Origin of the sequence: Paenibacillus taichungensis, from assembly GCF_050994985.1 — a bacterium.
GTDB lineage: Bacteria > Bacillota > Bacilli > Paenibacillales > Paenibacillaceae > Paenibacillus > Paenibacillus taichungensis.
In genome coordinates, this window is sequence record NZ_CP194720.1 from 2,430,375 (window position 1) to 2,448,068 (window position 17,694).

Consider the following 17,694-nt stretch of genomic DNA (forward strand, 5'->3'; position numbering starts at 1 on the left):
TTCGGGCTTATTCTTCTCTTAAATATTTTGTCTGCTGGTATTGTTTAGGAGTGATCCCTGTATGTTTTTTGAATATTTTGGTGAAATAGCTCTGATCCGTAAAACTCAAAATTGACCCGATTTCAGAGAGTGGAGTGTTCGTAAATTGAATCATATGTGTTGCTTCCTCAATTTTGATCTGCTGAATATATTCATTAACGGGAACCCCAACTTCCTTTTTAAAGAGCACAGACAAATAGTTGGGGCTAATTCCGGCATTCTCGGCTATTTCTTCGTGTGTAATTTTGGAATACCGATGGTTATAAATATAATTTTTGCAAAGTGTTACGATTTTGGAATGCTGCGTTTCTTTTACATGTGACACTTTCTCGGTTAAAGAAAAAAATGCTTCCAAACAACAGTGGTCGATTTCTTTATCGTTCCGAAGATCCTCAAGGCGCTGTATGTAAAGATCACTGACCGAAAAAGCAATCTCCGAGTAGAGTCCACCGTCAATCGCAGCTCTGGCTGCAAGAGCTATACCGATGATGCCAAGATTCTTTTTAGAACGGATATGACTTGATTTGGACAAGACGCCCGTGTTTTCATGACCAAGTTGTGTAAAATGTTTGAGCGCTTCTATTTTACCTTCCTTGACGATCGTTAACAATTTCTTTTCATCCAATGGATTATGATGTGCGGCTTCATCATAGTTTTTTGGAGAATGAATGGATTCGAGTATATTTTTTTCCTTGATCTGCATGTCGCGCAAATAGTCTTGTACGACAGCATCAGCTTCGATCAATTCTTGGTTAAACATTTGGTTCATTAAAATTGCTATGTTGATCAGTTTCTCATGGGGTACGACAGGAATAGACTGATAATAATGGAAAACCTGTTCCCGGTTAGCAAAGAGATGTATGTCATTGATCAGCCCGGTTATTTTATACTCATTCAAAGTAAATGGAAGGGAAGGTCCTAAAATGATGGTTCCCTCATAGTGCACTTCGTTCCCAATGCGAATTAGAATGTAGTTCTCAAAAAACATCGTTCTTACAACAGAAGGACTTTCTCTGAATACGGATGGATTAAACCCCAACAAGGTAAAAAAGAATTGTTTGTCATTGCTATACAGCGGATTAAGAATGCGATCACCCAACATTTCGAATATAACCTCTCCAGTAGAGCTCACAAAAAAGATGGACATATCAAAAAGTTCTGCGATGAGTTGACATTGACGTTTTAAATCCATTTTGTGTTTGGCACCTTCTTTATTTTTCATATGATATCAAAATTATAAAATTACAATCATATTACCATATTGTATACGGAAAATTCATTATGATATGTATAGTAAGCGCTGACATTTTGAGATCTGATCTATGCTGAAAGGTGGTTCATTTATGAAATTAAAAGATTTTCGAATTGAATACATGCAAAATCCCATTGGGCTGGACACAAAGAAACCAAGATTCTCATGGAAAATAGAATCCACTGAGCAGAGTGTAATGCAATCCGCTTACCGAATAACGGTAAGACAAGATCTCCAGAGCGTCTGGGATTCTGGAAAAAGAGTAGCGGATACCTCCGTTTTAGTGGAATATGCTGGTCCTGGACTACAAGCCTTGACCTTATATCAGGTTCAAATCGAAGTTTGGGATAACAAAGATAATCATGCGACCATTGAAGGGTATTTTGAGACCGGGTTACTGGAGGGCAGGAACTTTCAGGCAGAGTGGATTACACATCCGTTTCCGAAGGATGAAACTGCTCCTCCCGTTTTCTCCAAAGAATTCACCGTTCAAAAGGAAATTCAGCAAGCACGTATCTACTCGACTTCCCTCGGTGTCTATGAAATTGCGATCAATGGAACAAGAGTAGGAGAAAACTACTTTGCACCTGGATGGACGAATTACAATGAGCGCTTGCAGTATCAGACTTACCGTTTGGACGGGATGCTGGAGACTCAGAATAAAATAGAGATTACGGTGGGGAATGGCTGGTACAAGGGGATCTTTGGTTTCACATGTACGCCAAACCACTACGGGGACAGAGTCGCTGCACTCGCGGAAATTCATATTATTTATACGGATGGGACAAAAGACATCATTGCAACCGACAAAACCTGGCAGGTTACTACCGGCCCCATCCGTTTAAGTGAAATCTACATGGGCGAGACTTATGATTCTTGTTTTAATGAAAGTCAATTTTTAAATGTGGAAACAGCCTCTTTCGATAAAAATCGCCTTGTCGCTCAGGAAAATGAGCCTGTCAAAATTACAAAAAAACTTCCTGCACTTCAGTTGATTACAACCCCTAATGGAGAATACGTCATTGATTTCGGGCAGATTCTTACCGGGTTTATAGAACTCCGAACCAAAGGACGAAAAGGTCAAATGATAACCATACGTCATGCTGAAGTCCTTGATAAAGATGGAAATTTTTATCCGGACACTTTAAGGCAAGCGGTATCGATTGATCGATTGATCTGTAACGGTAGAGAACAAATATACAGCCCTCATTTCACATTTCACGGATTTCGATATATCGCCATTGAAGGCCTGAATGAGATTCGGCTTGATGATTTCACGGCTTGTGTACTGCACTCATGTTTGGAGGAAACAGGAAGTTTCTTAACTTCAAATGAAATGGTGAACCAATTGCAAAGCAACATACAGTGGAGCCAAAGAGGCAATTTTCTTGATATACCAACAGACTGTCCTCAAAGAGACGAGCGTCTAGGATGGACAGGAGATGCACAAGTATTTGCCGGCACCGCCGCGTTCAATATGAATGTTGCTTCCTTCTTTAAAAAATGGCTGCGCGATCTGGCCTCTGAACAAACCGAGGAATATGGAGTTCCCCATGTCATCCCTAACATTCTTGGAGATCAGGAAGGTGCTGCTGCCTGGAGTGATGCCGCTGTAATTGTTCCTTGGGTTATGTATCAAACTTATGGAGATACTCGACTATTGGAAGAACAGTACGACAGCATGAAGGGATGGGTCGATTATATATCTGCACGTTGTGGAACCAATGGGCTGTGGCAGAGCGGTTATCAATACGGAGACTGGCTAGGATTAGACAAAGAGGAATTTAGTAACGAAAGAACAGGGGCTACAGATATTTATCTGGTGGCTAACGCGTACTATGCATATTCGACTGAACTGGTTGCAAAGGCAGCCAAATTGCTGATGAAAACAAAAGATGCCGTCCGGTATGAGGAACTGCACCACCAGATTAAAAAAGCCTTCAATGCAGAATATATTTCTGCAACTGGCAGACTGGTCAGCGAAACTCAAACGGCCTGCGTATTAGCTCTACATTTCAATCTGGCTGAAGAACAGTACAGGGATCGGATCCGCAAGACGCTTGAGAACAATATTGCGAAGCATAAAAATCATCTCACCACAGGGTTTGTCGGGACTCCATATCTGTGCCATGCTTTATCTGACAATGATTTGCACGAGCTTGCCGGCACCTTGTTATTAAAAGAAGATTTCCCCTCCTGGCTGTACGCCGTAAAAAAAGGGGCTACAACGATCTGGGAACGGTGGAACTCCATTCTGCCCAATGGAGACTTCGATACATCAGGTATGAACTCATTAAATCATTATGCTTATGGTTCCATCGGCGAATGGATGTATAGAAAACTTGCGGGCATTAATCCAATTGAAGCAGGTTATAAGAAAATTTTAATTAAACCTCAATTCATCCGAGGAATCAATTCGGTAGAAGCTGCCTTTGATTCGGTCTACGGAGAGATAAAAAGCTCCTGGTCATGCAGGGCGGGTAAAATTACTGTTAATGTAACCGTACCGGTAAATACGACAGCAGTTATTGTACTACCGGAGAAACCTGAGCTTGTGGAGGTTGGTTCCGGATCGTACAGCTTTGAGTATGCTACGCAAACTAATCTGGAAAGAGAACGCTATACGATGGATTCCACACTTAAAGAGATTGTGGAAGAGCCCGTAGCATTTCAAATGCTAAACGAATATGCGCCCGGTATGCTGGACCACCCGATGATCCAGTACGCTTATGATTTATCAGTAAGCGAAATGTTGGCCAACACTCCTGAGGAGACCGAACAATTATTCAGAAAAGTCTTGCAAACGTTGAACGCTTCCAAGGCGTAAGAGAGACGATACAACATAAATGTATGGCGCTGCAGAATACCGGCAGTGCCATTTTGCGTTTACATAGGATATTCAGATGTAATAAAAAAACAAAATAAAAGCGCATAAAAAATATTGAATCCCGAAATGAAATTACTAAAAATGAAATGAAGTTACCATATTTATACCCTTAGGAGGAATAAAATAATGTTTGAAAGCGGTAACATGAGGCGAAAGTAATAAGGGGGAAAAGCAATGAAGACAGAGCAGGATATCTTTAATCCACCAGTTGTAAAAACGAATAAAAAGTCTAGAGAGTTAGGTCTGGATGCCCAAGGAATTCAAAAAACAATGAGGCCATACCACTACCTGGGAGACGGAGCAGCGCAGATTGCCTTAAACTCCATCAATGGATTGATCGGGATGTTAACTTATTTTTATACAGATAAGGTAGGTATTGCTGCTGCAACGGTAGGCACGATTATGCTCATCACCAAATTTATTAATGCAATTGCGGATTTAATCATGGGCAGAGTAGTTGATTCAACGAAATCCAAATATGGAAAGGCCCGGCCATGGATTCTATGGATGGCTCTACCAGCAATGGCCTCTATCGTATTACTGTTCACAGTGCCTGCCGAAGCATCAACAACTGTAAAAACCAGTTATGCTTTAGCTACAGTAGCCTTTGCGTCAGCCATTGTGTATACGGGCATTGCGATCCCTTACGGAAGCTTGATGGCTATACGAACCAGAAGTGTAGAGGAACGTGGCAAAATGGGCCTTACCCGTACCATCTTTGGATATATTATAGGCATGATTATTTCTATCGCATTAATACCAGTGACCAATATGCTTGGAGGTAATCAATCCGCATGGATCATGGTTGCCGTTGTGCTAGGGATCGTTTCCTTCATTGCATTGGTTCTGACATTCCTCGCTTCCAAAGAAAACAATAGTGGTGTAAGTGTAGTAGAGAGCGATAACGTCCCTTTTTGGGAAAGTATACAGATCTTATTCAAAAACAAATACTGGGTCATCATGCTGTTTGCTCAATTATTAATTAATATGATGTATACGCTAAACGGATCAACAGGGATTTATTACACAAAGTATATTCTTGGGAATGAAGATTTGATAGGAATCATGGGGGCGGTTGGATTGGTTCCGGTATTCTTAGGTTTTGTGATGGTAGGGCCTATGATCAAAAAATTTGGACTTGCAAAAACAGCGCGGATTGGTATGATTTTCGGCATCGTTGCATCACTTATTCGTTGCTTTATGCCATATGACTTTATTGCAGCTTTAGTACTCGGCGGAATCTCAACACTGGCAACAATTCCAATGATGGCTGTCGGAGGGGTTTTGGTGAACAACACAGTAGAATATGGTGAATGGAAGACTGGTAAGCGGTTAGTCGGGATGGTCAACAGCGCCAACAGCTTTGGCGTGAAAATTGGTATGGGCCTGGCAGCTGCAATGATTGGTTGGATTTTGGCAATGGGTAACTATGACGGGGCTTTAGCAACGCAGGCGGATTCAGCGATTACAAGCATTCTGGTATTAACGGTATATCTACCTTTGGTAATATTCGTCCTTACGTACATTTGTCTGCGCAAGTATGACCTGGATGAGAAATATCCTCAAATTGTGAGGGAATTGGAAGAACGTCGTAATTCTTAAGAGGATTTATTTAATATTCCCCCCCTTGAAGATCGTAAGAACATGTTAGATAGCAAAAATTGTGACCGTACTGCCCGAACCAAGTTCATAAGAAGAAATCAGGGTGAAAGCAGTACGGCATGCTAAGCCAGATCCATAAATAACATCAATCATAATTCGAAGAATTCAGGTTTAAAGGTGGTCTCAACATGAACATTCGCAATAAAATGATACTTTCTTTTGGTACAGTCATTCTATTGTACATCATCGGGCTTTCTTATCAAAACTATAACAGTACGATTCAAATTGAAAAATTGAACGAGATGAAGCAGGTGACATTGAGTTCCACTTTGGCAGCACAAGAACTTCAGCAAACGCTGACGGATTATCAAATCCAGATGATGCTGCCTGCGATCGGTTACGCTTCTCAGGAGTCTGTACAGACAAACACACGAGCCCTGTTAGACAAATTTAATTCGCTTCTTCGGGAGTACGCATCGCTTAATCCAAGTGTTTCTGTAACAATAGATCAAATTAAAACAGCTTATTCTGCATACATAGAACAAGGAAACATTGGTGCGGGGGAGCAGCTAAACAAGCTTATCCTTGACTTGAAAGAAAATAATGTGAACCAGATCAACAGTACTGGTTGAGACACTGATCTCCGATAATCAGAGGACAAATCAGCAAGCTTATTATTTTCAGATCGGAGTGGCCATTTTTGTTATTATACTTTCACTCTGGTTGTCCAACTCTCTTGTTCGACCTATTCACCGGCTGGTAGAGGGAGCTGGTGTGATTAGCAAAGGGGATCTGAGTCAACCTGTGCGTAAGCAATCCCGTGATGAGATTGGCAGGTTGGCATCCATGTTTGAGGTTATGAGGTTAGGCCTTTCGCGGTTTATCCATTCGGCTCAAAATACATCCAATCTGGTTGCTTCCTCCAGTCTCGTTCTTTCGAATCATATGGAAAGCTCAGTAGTTTCCATGCAGAGCATTACAGCTTCTGCCAAAAAAGTATCGTCGGGAGCCCATGCGCAAATGAAATCAACAGAGGAAACAGCCTATGCCATGCTAGAAGTGGCCAAAGGAATTGCATTGATTAGCGAATCCAATAACGAGGCTGCTCACCTTTCTTCAACTACGGAGCAAAAAGCAAGAAGGGGATTGCATCAGCTGTCCAATGTACAGTCCCGCATGGATCAGTTAAACACAACAATGGAGGTCATTATGAATTCCGTAGGTACCTTGGAGCAGCATTCTGTTACGATTCATCAGATCGTTGAACTGATTGCGGGTGTTGCTCGCCAAACGGATCTGCTTGCACTTAATGCCGGAATTGAAGCTGCAAGATCATGTGAGCAAGGAAAAGGCTTCGGGGTAGTCGCACAGGAGATTCGGCTGCTTGCAGACCAGACGCGCAACTCGTTAACCCACATTTCTCAAGTCATTACGAGTATTCAGACGGATACGTTATCCACTGTAAGTGCGGTCGATCAGGGCAAAGAGGGGTTGAATCTGACTTTATCGGCCTTAAAGGAAGCAGGCACTGCTTTTACAGTGATTACAAATTCTGCGGCAGAGATTGCTGGGCAAATCGAAGAGATTTCTTCTGCTTCTGAACAACTGTCTGCCAGTTCTGAACATGTCAGTGCATCCATCGATCAACTTACTGTCATCGCGCAAGGAGCTTTCGAAGAGAGTAGTGCCATGGTACATGCGGTTGAGCAGCAAATGTCCATTGTGAGCGAGGTGCAGCAATCTACAAGTGAGATGAGAAATTCAGTTTTGGACATGCAGCAACATATCTCACTTTATCGAGTATAACTAGTTTTTTATGAAACAGATGACTGTTGAATTTATGGTATTAATTGAAGTTATTTGAAAGAAGACCCTTAAAAATGATAGTCTATATATTGTATTGATATCGATACTATCATTTTTAGGAGGCGTTCCGATGTTTACCGATGAAAATCAAGGTCATTCCAAGTCCAAAGTTGATTTTATGGATCATGCTTTCATTCAACAACCGTTCCCGGTCTACGAAACGTTGCGAACTGAAGAGCCTGTTCATCGTCTTTTGCTGCCAAGCGGGCATGTTGCCTGGATGGTTACCCGATATGAGGATGCCGTCAAAATTTTGCAGGATAGCCGCTTTGTAACCGGAGTGCTCGATAACAGTAACGATGACATGCGCGGGGCTCTTCCTCCGCATCAGGCGATTATCTCTCGGAATCTGATCAGTGTTGGTCCCGAAGATCATCGTCGACTGCGACGCTTGATCCAGAAGGCATTTACTCCTCGCATGATTGAGAGGCTGCGGGGACGGATTGTTGAAATAAGTGATGAGTTGCTGGACAGGATTCAGGCAGGCAACACTCGGGATTTTGATTTGATCGAGGACTATGCCTTCCCGCTGCCCATTATTGTTATCTGTGAAATGCTAGGCGTTCCGCTAAAGGATCAAGACAAATTCAGAGCCTGGTCCAACACCATTATGGAGGGTGTCAGCAATCCGCAGATGAATCAGGAGAGCGATGAAGTGATGAAGGCTTTTGTGGATTACTTACAAGCACTGATCACAGAGCGGCGCAACCATAGTCAACAGGACCTTATCAGTGATCTCATCAGCATCGAGGAAGAGGGGGATAAACTTTCAGAGCAGGAGTTGTATGCACTTGTGTTCGTACTCATTATTGCAGGCCATGAAACGACAGTGAATTTGATAGGGAACGGCATGCTGGCGTTGCTTGAACATCCCGAGCAGAAGCAAATACTTATGGATGATCCGGAACTAATACAAGCGGCGGTTGAGGAAGTGCTTCGATTTAATGGGCCGGCTGAAATTAGCAATGTTCGCTGGGCCACGGAAAATGTTGAGTTCCAAGGAATACAAATTCGCCCAGGAGATATGATGCTTGTCGCGTTATCGTCAGCGAATCGGGATTCCAGTCAATATGAGGAAGCAGATACGTTTAACATTACTCGTAAAGTCAATGACCACATTGCTTTTGGCAAAGGGATTCACTATTGTCTTGGTGCTCCACTTGCGAGACTTGAAGGCGAGATTGCGATTAACGCTTTGCTTCGCCGGCTGCCGGAGATTCGATTAAATACAGATATGCAATTGCTGGAGTGGAGACCGGGTATGATTATCCGTGGGCTCAAGGCTTTTCCGGTCGTATTTTAAACTGAGCTATATTCAAAAACTCAGGAATGGTAATTTAGCCTATTAAGTCAATGTGCTACCTTTGAGGAGGTTCCATGCAAACAACAACGATAAAATTGACAAACCCAGGTGTTGAATTAAAAGGATATGTATTAGATCCTTCGAAAGAAATGCCTAATGCTCAAATACGCCCAGCGGTTCTTATTTTTCCGGGTGGCGCTTATCGGGCATGCTCTGAGCGGGAAGGCGAACCGGTTGCGATGGCTTTTCTTGCTGAAGGCTACCATGCATTTACGTTGAAATACTCGATTAATGAACATGCTGCCTTCCCTAAGCCTCTCAACGATGCGGAGGAAGCACTTGAATTGATTCGGGAGAATAGCTCAGGCTGGGGCATAGATCCAGACAAAATTGCTGTTTGCGGTTTCTCCGCTGGTGGGCATCTGGCTGCTGCACTGGGCACGATGGGTCGCATACGTCCCAATGGGTTGATTCTCGGCTATCCTTGTATTGAGGATACCATCAGTGACATATTGCCTGCTCCTGTTCCAGGCGTAGACAAGAAAGTCGATGAACGGACACCGCCCGCCTTTATATTTCATACTTTTGAGGACCAGCTGGTTCCGGTTAAAAATGCGCTTGCTTTTGCCAATGCGCTGGACCTGGCGCGCATTCCCTTTGAGTTACACATCTTTCAGCGCGGAACACATGGATTGTCGTTGGCTAAGCCACATACTTCAGGTGGACTAAGAAGCATGGCAGAACCAGCTGTTGCACAATGGTTCCAGCTCTGCACAACATGGCTGAAAAACATATTTGGTGAATTTGTTGCTGACCGGGATCAACTATGGAATGAAAATATATCGGAGTACAGCTTGGACGTACAGCTCGGTGTATTGTGGAAAGATGAAGCTTGCCGTGAAAGAATTCAGGAAGCCATTCCGGCATTTCGGGAAGCTCCTCCCCAAGATGCCTTGGGAATTCCGCTGAGACTTATTCTGGAATACGCCCCGGACCTGTTGACAGACGAAGCGACGATAACATTAGACCATGAGTTAAAGCGTATTCCATTGAACTTCTAGGACAGACCGGATGGAAACAGTAACTTAAAGTCTGGAACGCATCCATAACAAAGTGGAGGGACTGAATCATGGGAAAACTGGAAGGTAGGGTTGCTATCATAACAGGTGCAGGAGGCGGACTGGGCAGTTATATCGCCTTGCGTCTGGCTGAAGAGGGTGCAATATTAATGTTAACTGATTTCAATAGCAAGTCGTTAAAGGAAACCGCTGCACGTTGTGAACATGCTGGGTTTTCCGTCACTGCTAAGACTGCTGATTTGTCAGATCCTAAGCAGATCAAATCGCTCGTTCAAGATACGATTGGGGAATTTCATACCATCGACATTTTGGTTAATTTGGCCATCGCCATTCGGACACCGCATTCCTTTTTGGAACATGAATTGGATACGCTTGATGAGAGCTACCGGACAGGGCTTGTATCGACTTGGCTTATGATGAAGGAAAGCTACCCGTACTTAAAGCAAGGTGGAGGTAAAATCATTAATTTCGGTTCAGGGGCAGGATATTATGGTCTTGAGGGGTACGCTGCTTATGCTGCCATTAAAGAAGGAATACGAGCATTATCGCGTGTTGTTGCTCGCGAGTGGGGAAAGGACAACATCAATGTAAATGTTATAAACCCTGGAGCGCTCACGGATGGTATTCATGCTCATCTGGATTCGCTGCCTGAAGATCAGCGGGATCCGCAGCTACTGGGGTTCATGCCAACTGCAATTGGCCGTTATGGGGAGGCTTATAAAGATATCGCTCCGGTCGTTGCTTTCTTGGCGAGTGAGGACGCCAGGCATATAACAGGTCAAACCTTTTTTGTTGACGGAGGCGCCATTATTAACGCATAAGTACAATGTTTATAAAAAGGCTAATTATATTTTTTTGGAAAAAATAAGTGTATATTAAGGGGATGAACCTGATGAGTTATGATGAGAACATTCAAATTGGTGCATTGTTGAACAACGCAGAATCATTTACTATATTGGAAAAGCACTTGCCGGAATTCGTGAAGGAACCGACCTTCAGAATGGCTTCTAACTTTACGTTGGATCAATTAGCTTCAATGCCTCAAGTAAATATTCCCTCGTCTATACTCCAGATCTTGAAGCAGGAGCTGGCTACCATAGACTTCGGATCAGAAGCTCAGAAGCAAGAAACCAGTGCGACGGCAGGAATCAAGGGAAGTATTTCCCTGGAAGGCAAGGTAATCGTTGTTACAGGAGCTGGCAGCGGAATAGGAAGAGCCAGTGCAGTGATTATGGGATCAAGAGGGGCAAAGCTTGTTTTGGTTGATTTCAATGCAGAGGCAGGGGAAGAAACATTAGAACTGGTTCGCCAAAATGGCGGCGAAGGTACTTTTGTACAAGCTGACGTATCTCAAGCCAGCGACGTTCAGAAGTATATTCAGAAAGCGTTGGAAGCCTACGGGAAAATTGACGTAGCATTCAATAACGCAGGCATACTCCAAAAATTCCAACGTTTCCAGGATATTTCTGAAGAAGAGTTCACACGGATCGTGAATGTGAACTTGAAAGGTGTCTTTCTAGGCATGAAATATGCTTTGCAGGTTATGGACAAGCAAGGATATGGGAATATTATTAATACTGCATCCACGACAGCGATTCGAGCTGAACACAGTTTGGCCGCGTACACGGCAAGCAAGCATGGAGTTGCAGGCTTGACCAAAGCGGCGGCAATTGAATATGTACGGAAAGGGATTCGTATTAATGCCATCTGTCCAGGTGGTGTAGCTACAACATTGACGGCTGCTGTTCCGCAATCACTGCAGGAGAGTGGTTACGTGCCTGAAGAGTTTCCGAATATGCGAATCGGGCGTTATGCAGAACCTGAGGAACTCGCCCAGATTGTTGCTTTTCTGGCATCCGATTATTCCAGTTATATGACAGGATCCATTATCCTTGCAGATGGTGGAATTACACTCTGATTATTCTCACTATATATCCTTGTAAAAGGTGGTCTCACTTCACGCGCTCACTCTTTAGCAAGCAGTTGGGAGAATGCCTTCATTAATCAAAAGAATAGTGTGCTTGTTGATTTATCACAAGCACACTATTCTTTTATGTTTTACAACAATATTTTAATGATCGGAAATGGGCAGCGTATGATCAGCCAATCCCATTCATTATTGAATACGATTCCCAAGATAAGTATTTTTATAACATAGACTTGGCTTTAACAAGCCTTAGCCAGAACTTTTCCCTTGGTTGTGCTTCCTGTATTGCAACGGAGAGAGGAGAAACATCTTTTTGAAGACCGTCTGAAAATGGCTTTGACTGGAGAAGCACAGATAACTGCTAATCTCGCTGATGGGTTTGTTCGTAAAAACAAGTAAATGTTGAGCTTCTTTCAGTTTACATTCAACGATAAATTGGTGAAGCGAAGTGCCGACGTTTTTTTTGAAGACAGCGGAAAGATAGGTTCGGCTATACCCAAACTGATGAGCCACATGAGTAGCCGTCAAAGGCTGGTTTACACTTTTGAATACATATTGAATGATTTTGCTCATGCTACCGTCTTCGGGGATGTTGTATTTAGCTTCCTGCACTCTTCGGGCAAAGTTAAAAATGGCTTCTTTAGCGAAATTCTGAATCGATTCTAAAGAAAGTAATTGTTCGATCTGTTGGATATAGAGATCCGATAATTGATAGGCGATCTCGGTATCCAGACCGCCACGAATCGCTGCTCTTGTAGCCAGTGTAATTGTTACAATATAAATGTTCTTGGCTTGGCGCAGGCTGTCGCTTGCAGTGATGCCTTCATGTGTCATGAACGGTTGCTCCAGAAAACGCCGCAAACCTACCTCGTTTCCGCATTCCACATAAGAACACATCTGGTTCTCGATCTCATAAGAATTGTTAAAATACAGGCTTTCTTTATTCTCGTAATTCCGTTCCGTCTGCACATAATTGATCCGCTCCATGGACTCTAGCTTAAGCAGGTCGAAATATTCCATTTCTTCGCCATTGACAAAATAATGAGTGCTGAGCAAATGGTTGAGAAACTGCTGCAGCTGCATAGGTGGAATCCATTTCAAAAAAGATTCAAATCGGGCTTCATCCGGCGTAGAGATGACGAACTCTTTCTTGATAATACGGAGTGTATCCTTTAAATAGGGAATCTGGCTAACAGGGCCAACAACAATGATTGTATCAGGGAAACAAGTAACTTTAATTGCACCGTAATAGGCAAAAAATGATGTGGACAAATAGGACACGTGTTCTTTGGAAGCAACGAGTTGAGTTGTATAGTCAAGTGGCGGAAGGGTTAGTGCATCCTGCACTGGATGGCTGCTTACACATTGATGATCAACGTATAAATACGTAGGAATTAGCGTGGATTGATATAAAAATTTCAATATTTTTTTAACATCTTCCAATTTAGCCGACATGTTCAGACAACCTCCATTACATATTGTTTTCAATAAATTCCGTACTTACCAAATCTACTTTGAAAGTAACAAAATACATCCAGAGCGTCAATCTAATTTAAATACAAATTCGAAATAAAGCGAACATATTTGAAATAATGGATGTTGTATTTTCGATACAATGAGTAGGAAAGCAATGAAGGGAGCAAGTCTATGCAGTCACTAGATCAAATCATTCAGGAAATGACCATTGAAGAAAAAGCTGCACTTATGGCAGGAGTAGATTTTTGGAAAACAAACCCGATTCCGAGATTATCGATACCATCTATTTATATGACCGATGGGCCTTGCGGTCTCCGAAAGCAGGGAGATCAAGCAGATCATTTGGGGTTGAACAAAAGCGAGGAAACGACTTCATTTCCAACCGGTGCTACGCTTGCAGCAGGCTGGAATCCGGAAAACGTTCGAAAAATGGGCGCCGCAATAGCTAAGGAGTGTCATCATTTTGGAGTAAATGTGTTGCTTGGGCCTGCGGTCAATATTAAACGAAATCCAAGATGCGGGCGGAACTTTGAATATTTCTCGGAAGATCCATTGGTTTCGGGCGTTTTGGGCAGCGCTTTTGTAGAAGGTGTCCAAAATGAGGGAATTGGCGTATCTTTGAAACACTTTGCTGTGAACAATAACGAGAATTACCGCTTTATGGGGGATTCCGTTGTTGATGAACGAGCCCTGCGCGAAATTTATTTGAAGGCTTTTGAAATGATTGTTAAACAAACCCGTCCGGTAACGGTTATGTGTGCATACAACAAAGTAAACGGCGTGTATTGTGCAGAGAACCATCATCTACTGACAGAAGTTCTTAGAGACGAATGGGGATTTGATGGCCTTGTTGTCAGCGACTGGGGGGCTGTTTCGGATCGGGTTGAAGGAATTAAGGCCGGTATGGATTTGGAGATGCCAGGCGATTGTGAATTTTTCAGAAAGAATATCATTGATGCCGCTTACAGTGGTGCATTGCCGATGGCTGACCTGGATCAAGCTGTAAAAAATGTGTTAACGCTTATCCAACGTACAAGCAACATCAATTATGGCATGTCGTTCGATAAAGATGCTCATCATAGCCTCTCTGGAGAAATAGCTGCGGACAGCGCGGTTTTAATGAAGAACGATGGTAGCTTGCCGCTTCAAAAAAACGGGAAATTTTTGGTGGTGGGTGACCTGTTCGAAAAAATGCGTTTCCAAGGCGCAGGCAGTTCACTGATTAATCCTGCACGACTCACTACATCCAAAGCAGCATTTGATTCGAGAAACATTGATTATGATTTTGTCAGAGGATATCGCGAATCAGAAATCCTCCCTGAAACGGATTATGAGAACGAGGCGCTCAAACGAGCTAAAAGCGCAGAGTGCATTCTGTTTTTTGGTGGACAAACAGACTATACCGAAAGCGAAGGTTATGATCGCGAGAAGATCACGCTTCCTGAAAATCAACGATCCCTGTTGAACCGCTTAAGCAAACTGAATAAAAAGATCATTTTTGTTATGTTTGGTGGCTCGCCTGTAGAACTGCCATTTGAGTCAGCGGTTAACGCAATTTTAAACATGTATCTTCCTGGACAAGCTGGTGGCGAGGCTGTAGCTCAACTATTGTTCGGTGAAAAAAATCCTTCGGGCAAACTCGCTGAGACTTGGGTAGAAACGTATTCAGATATACCATTTGGCGAAGAGTTTGTTCACCATAAAACTGAACTTTATAAGGAATCCATATTTGTCGGATATCGCTATTTCGATAGTCTTAAAGGAAGGGGAGTCAAGTTTCCTTTCGGACACGGATTGAGCTATACAACGTTTGAGTATTCCTCCCCGGAAATCGAAATGGGGTCCGAAAAGGTGACTGTTCGATGTCAGCTCACAAATACAGGAAGCATGGCAGGGAGTGAAGTCGTACAAGCTTACGTCTCAAATCTGCGATCAGAAGTGTTCAAACCGCTCAAAGAGCTTCGTGCTTTTACTAAAGTGTTCTTGAATCCAGGAGAAAGCAAAAAAGTTGAACTGAGTTTCAACAAAATGGATCTCGCCTATTTCCACGTCACGAAAAATGAATGGGTTCTTGAAAACGGAGATTACTCCATACTGATTGCTGCCTCAGTGGAGGACATTCGTTTGACGGCAGGTTTCTCTATTACGGATCAGCCTGTCATCCCAGGACCGTATCACTGTGATCAATTGCAGCACTATTTTTCTCCTGAACAACTGACATCAGCCACGTTGGAGGAGTTCGAGACTTTACTTGGAAGAAGCATCCATTATGCAAAAAGCGCTGTGAACCAACCTCGTTATACGATGGATTCCAGATTGGATGAACTAAAATCGTCATTTATTGGAAAAATATTCCATAACGCAGTCGTAGGAGTAGGAAAGAAGCAATTCAAACGGTCTCAGAAATTACCTGAAGGTCCCGAAAGAGATATGGAGCGCAAAAACGGGATGTTTTTAATGAAAATGATGCCAAACAACAGCATTCGTTCCATGTCGGTGTCCAGTACAGGACGCTTTAATTATCACATTGCTGCAGGATTAATCGAACTATTAAATGGCAGGGTGATTAAGGGGGTTAAACGTATGAGAACAAAAGACAACTTGCCGCCTTTGCCTGGAAGTCGAAAGTAGTTTTGGAAGCAACACCCAAGCATCTTAGATAAACCAAGGAGGATAATTCGAATGAGCAAAAAACGTGTGTTTATTACTGGTGCATCCGGAGGAATGGGCCAAGAAAGCCTGAAGAGAATGATCAAGGATAGTCACTTATATGACATAGTTACATTATGTCTGGATACCGAGAAGGATCGTAATGCCCTTGAGCCTTATAAGGGACAAGTAAGCATTAAATATGGGGATATTCTGGATTACAAAACTGTATCAGAATGTGTGAAGGATGCGGATTTGATCCTTCACATCGCAGCGTTTGTGTCTCCTGCGGCAGACTATTTTCCAAAGAAAGCGATGGAAATCAACTATGGAGCCGCTAAAAATCTGATTCATGCTATTTTCGAACACGGGCAGGAGGAGCATACCAAACTTGTCTTTATCGGAACCGTTGCTGAGACCGGGGACCGCATGCCTCCAATACACTGGGGCCGTGTGGGGGATCCTATCAAACCAAGCATGTTCGATTATTATGCCGTTTCCAAAATTGCCGCTGAACGCCTTGTGGTCGAATCAGGGCTGAAATATTGGGTCAGTTTGCGTCAAACCGGAATTATGGGTCCTGCCATGAGTAAAATTATGGATGCGATCATGTTCCACAATTGTCTGGATAATGTGCTCGAATATGTGTCTGACCGCGATTCGGGCAGAATGATGGAGAACTTGTGCAATTACGAATTTACAGGAAAACTACCGGAAGATTTCTGGTGTCATGTGTACAATATTGGCGGCGGTGAGACTTGCCGTGTGAGCACCTATGAAATGTATCGGATATTATATGGTGCCATCGGATTCAAAAATCTTGATCATGTCATTAATCCAAAATGGTATGCTACTCGCAACTTCCACGGTCAATATTATCTCGATTCCGATCGCTTGAACGATTATCTGAATTTCCGTCAGGACGGCATGGACTACTTCTATCGTTGTTATCTAGAGAATTTGGGTTCGCAAGGTACTGCAGCCAAACTGCTTTGTAAGCTGCCGTTTGGTGAACGCATCATGGGCAGCATGATGAAAAAAATGTTCTCCAAGCCTGCCCGGAGCGAACATGGCACGTTGCGATTCATTGAAGAGAACGTGGAGGACCATATTGATGCATATTGGGGCAGCAAAGAGCAATGGGCGAAGCTTCCGGATAAGCTAAGTAACTTTAAGCATTTCACCGATTGGAACACAGTCGTTCCGATCGACCATGGGTATGATGATACCAAACCTGCAGAAGAACTCGAGTTGTATGATTTAAAAAAGGTCGCCGAGTTCAGAGGAGGACAGTATGTATCCGGAGAAATGGAGACCGGTAACTGGAGAAACAAGCTTACCTTTACATGTGCCTTCGGCCATACGTTCAAAGCAAGTCCAAAACTGGTACTCGAGGCGGGGCATTGGTGTCCTGAATGTGAACGTGAAAGCTGGAACTATTCGGAGCGAGCGAAGGTTGATCCATTCTTTGCACAGGTTTGGACACCGTTGCACTCGCCGCAAGAAACCAGAACATATAAAAAAATAGTATCTGAACTGGACGTAAAATAACTTTTCTTTGGCTATATCAAACGATGAGAATTTATCCTCAATTATAAAGCAAATCGAAGGAAG

Annotated in this window: 12 protein-coding genes; 10 read left to right on the top strand and 2 right to left on the bottom strand. The window is 43.1% G+C overall.

The window, feature by feature from the left end:
* Nucleotides 1-7 precede the first annotated feature (7 nt).
* A complete protein-coding gene (locus ACR1R9_RS11050) occupies nt 8-1,261 on the bottom strand; it encodes a helix-turn-helix domain-containing protein (RefSeq protein ID WP_433948781.1) in 1,254 nt (417 codons plus the stop codon).
* A gap of 121 nt (nt 1,262-1,382) precedes the next feature.
* Here ACR1R9_RS11050 and ACR1R9_RS11055 point away from each other — a divergent pair, with 121 nt between their 5' ends.
* From ACR1R9_RS11055 to ACR1R9_RS11090, 8 genes are all read left to right on the top strand, one after another.
* A complete protein-coding gene (locus tag ACR1R9_RS11055; RefSeq protein WP_433921048.1) occupies nt 1,383-4,118 on the top strand; it encodes a glycoside hydrolase family 78 protein in 2,736 nt (911 codons plus the stop codon).
* 234 nt (nt 4,119-4,352) lie between these two features.
* The gene (locus ACR1R9_RS11060; RefSeq protein ID WP_433921047.1) at nt 4,353-5,780 is read left to right on the top strand and encodes an MFS transporter; all 1,428 of its coding nucleotides are present in this window, start codon (nt 4,353-4,355) and stop codon (nt 5,778-5,780) included.
* A 188-nt stretch (nt 5,781-5,968) separates the two neighbouring features.
* A complete protein-coding gene (locus tag ACR1R9_RS11065; protein ID WP_433921046.1) occupies nt 5,969-6,412 on the top strand; it encodes a hypothetical protein in 444 nt (147 codons plus the stop codon).
* A gap of 91 nt (nt 6,413-6,503) precedes the next feature.
* Nucleotides 6,504-7,586, top strand: a complete 1,083-nt coding sequence (locus ACR1R9_RS11070) for a methyl-accepting chemotaxis protein (RefSeq protein ID WP_433956441.1) — start codon at nt 6,504-6,506, stop codon at nt 7,584-7,586.
* 130 nt (nt 7,587-7,716) lie between these two features.
* On the top strand, nt 7,717-8,949 hold the full coding sequence (locus tag ACR1R9_RS11075; RefSeq protein ID WP_433921044.1) for a cytochrome P450 family protein: 1,233 nt from the start codon (nt 7,717-7,719) through the stop codon (nt 8,947-8,949).
* A 74-nt stretch (nt 8,950-9,023) separates the two neighbouring features.
* Nucleotides 9,024-10,010, top strand: coding sequence for an alpha/beta hydrolase (locus tag ACR1R9_RS11080; protein ID WP_433921043.1), 987 nt, complete (start codon nt 9,024-9,026; stop codon nt 10,008-10,010).
* Nucleotides 10,011-10,078: 68 nt separating this feature from the next.
* Nucleotides 10,079-10,849 (top strand): SDR family NAD(P)-dependent oxidoreductase, encoded by a 771-nt coding sequence (locus tag ACR1R9_RS11085; RefSeq protein WP_433921042.1) that lies wholly within the window; start codon nt 10,079-10,081, stop codon nt 10,847-10,849.
* A gap of 338 nt (nt 10,850-11,187) precedes the next feature.
* On the top strand, nt 11,188-11,946 hold the full coding sequence (locus ACR1R9_RS11090) for an SDR family NAD(P)-dependent oxidoreductase (RefSeq protein WP_433923730.1): 759 nt from the start codon (nt 11,188-11,190) through the stop codon (nt 11,944-11,946).
* Between the two features lie 258 nt (nt 11,947-12,204).
* Here ACR1R9_RS11090 and ACR1R9_RS11095 read toward each other — a convergent pair whose 3' ends face one another.
* A complete protein-coding gene (locus ACR1R9_RS11095; RefSeq protein ID WP_433948780.1) occupies nt 12,205-13,410 on the bottom strand; it encodes a helix-turn-helix domain-containing protein in 1,206 nt (401 codons plus the stop codon).
* A gap of 222 nt (nt 13,411-13,632) precedes the next feature.
* Between ACR1R9_RS11095 and ACR1R9_RS11100 the strand changes: the two genes are divergently transcribed.
* Nucleotides 13,633-16,062, top strand: a complete 2,430-nt coding sequence (locus ACR1R9_RS11100) for a glycoside hydrolase family 3 C-terminal domain-containing protein (protein ID WP_433921039.1) — start codon at nt 13,633-13,635, stop codon at nt 16,060-16,062.
* Nucleotides 16,063-16,113: 51 nt separating this feature from the next.
* Entirely contained in the window at nt 16,114-17,631 is a 1,518-nt protein-coding gene (locus ACR1R9_RS11105) for an NAD-dependent epimerase/dehydratase family protein (protein WP_433921038.1), read from the top strand.
* The last annotated feature ends 63 nt before the right edge of the window (nt 17,632-17,694 follow it).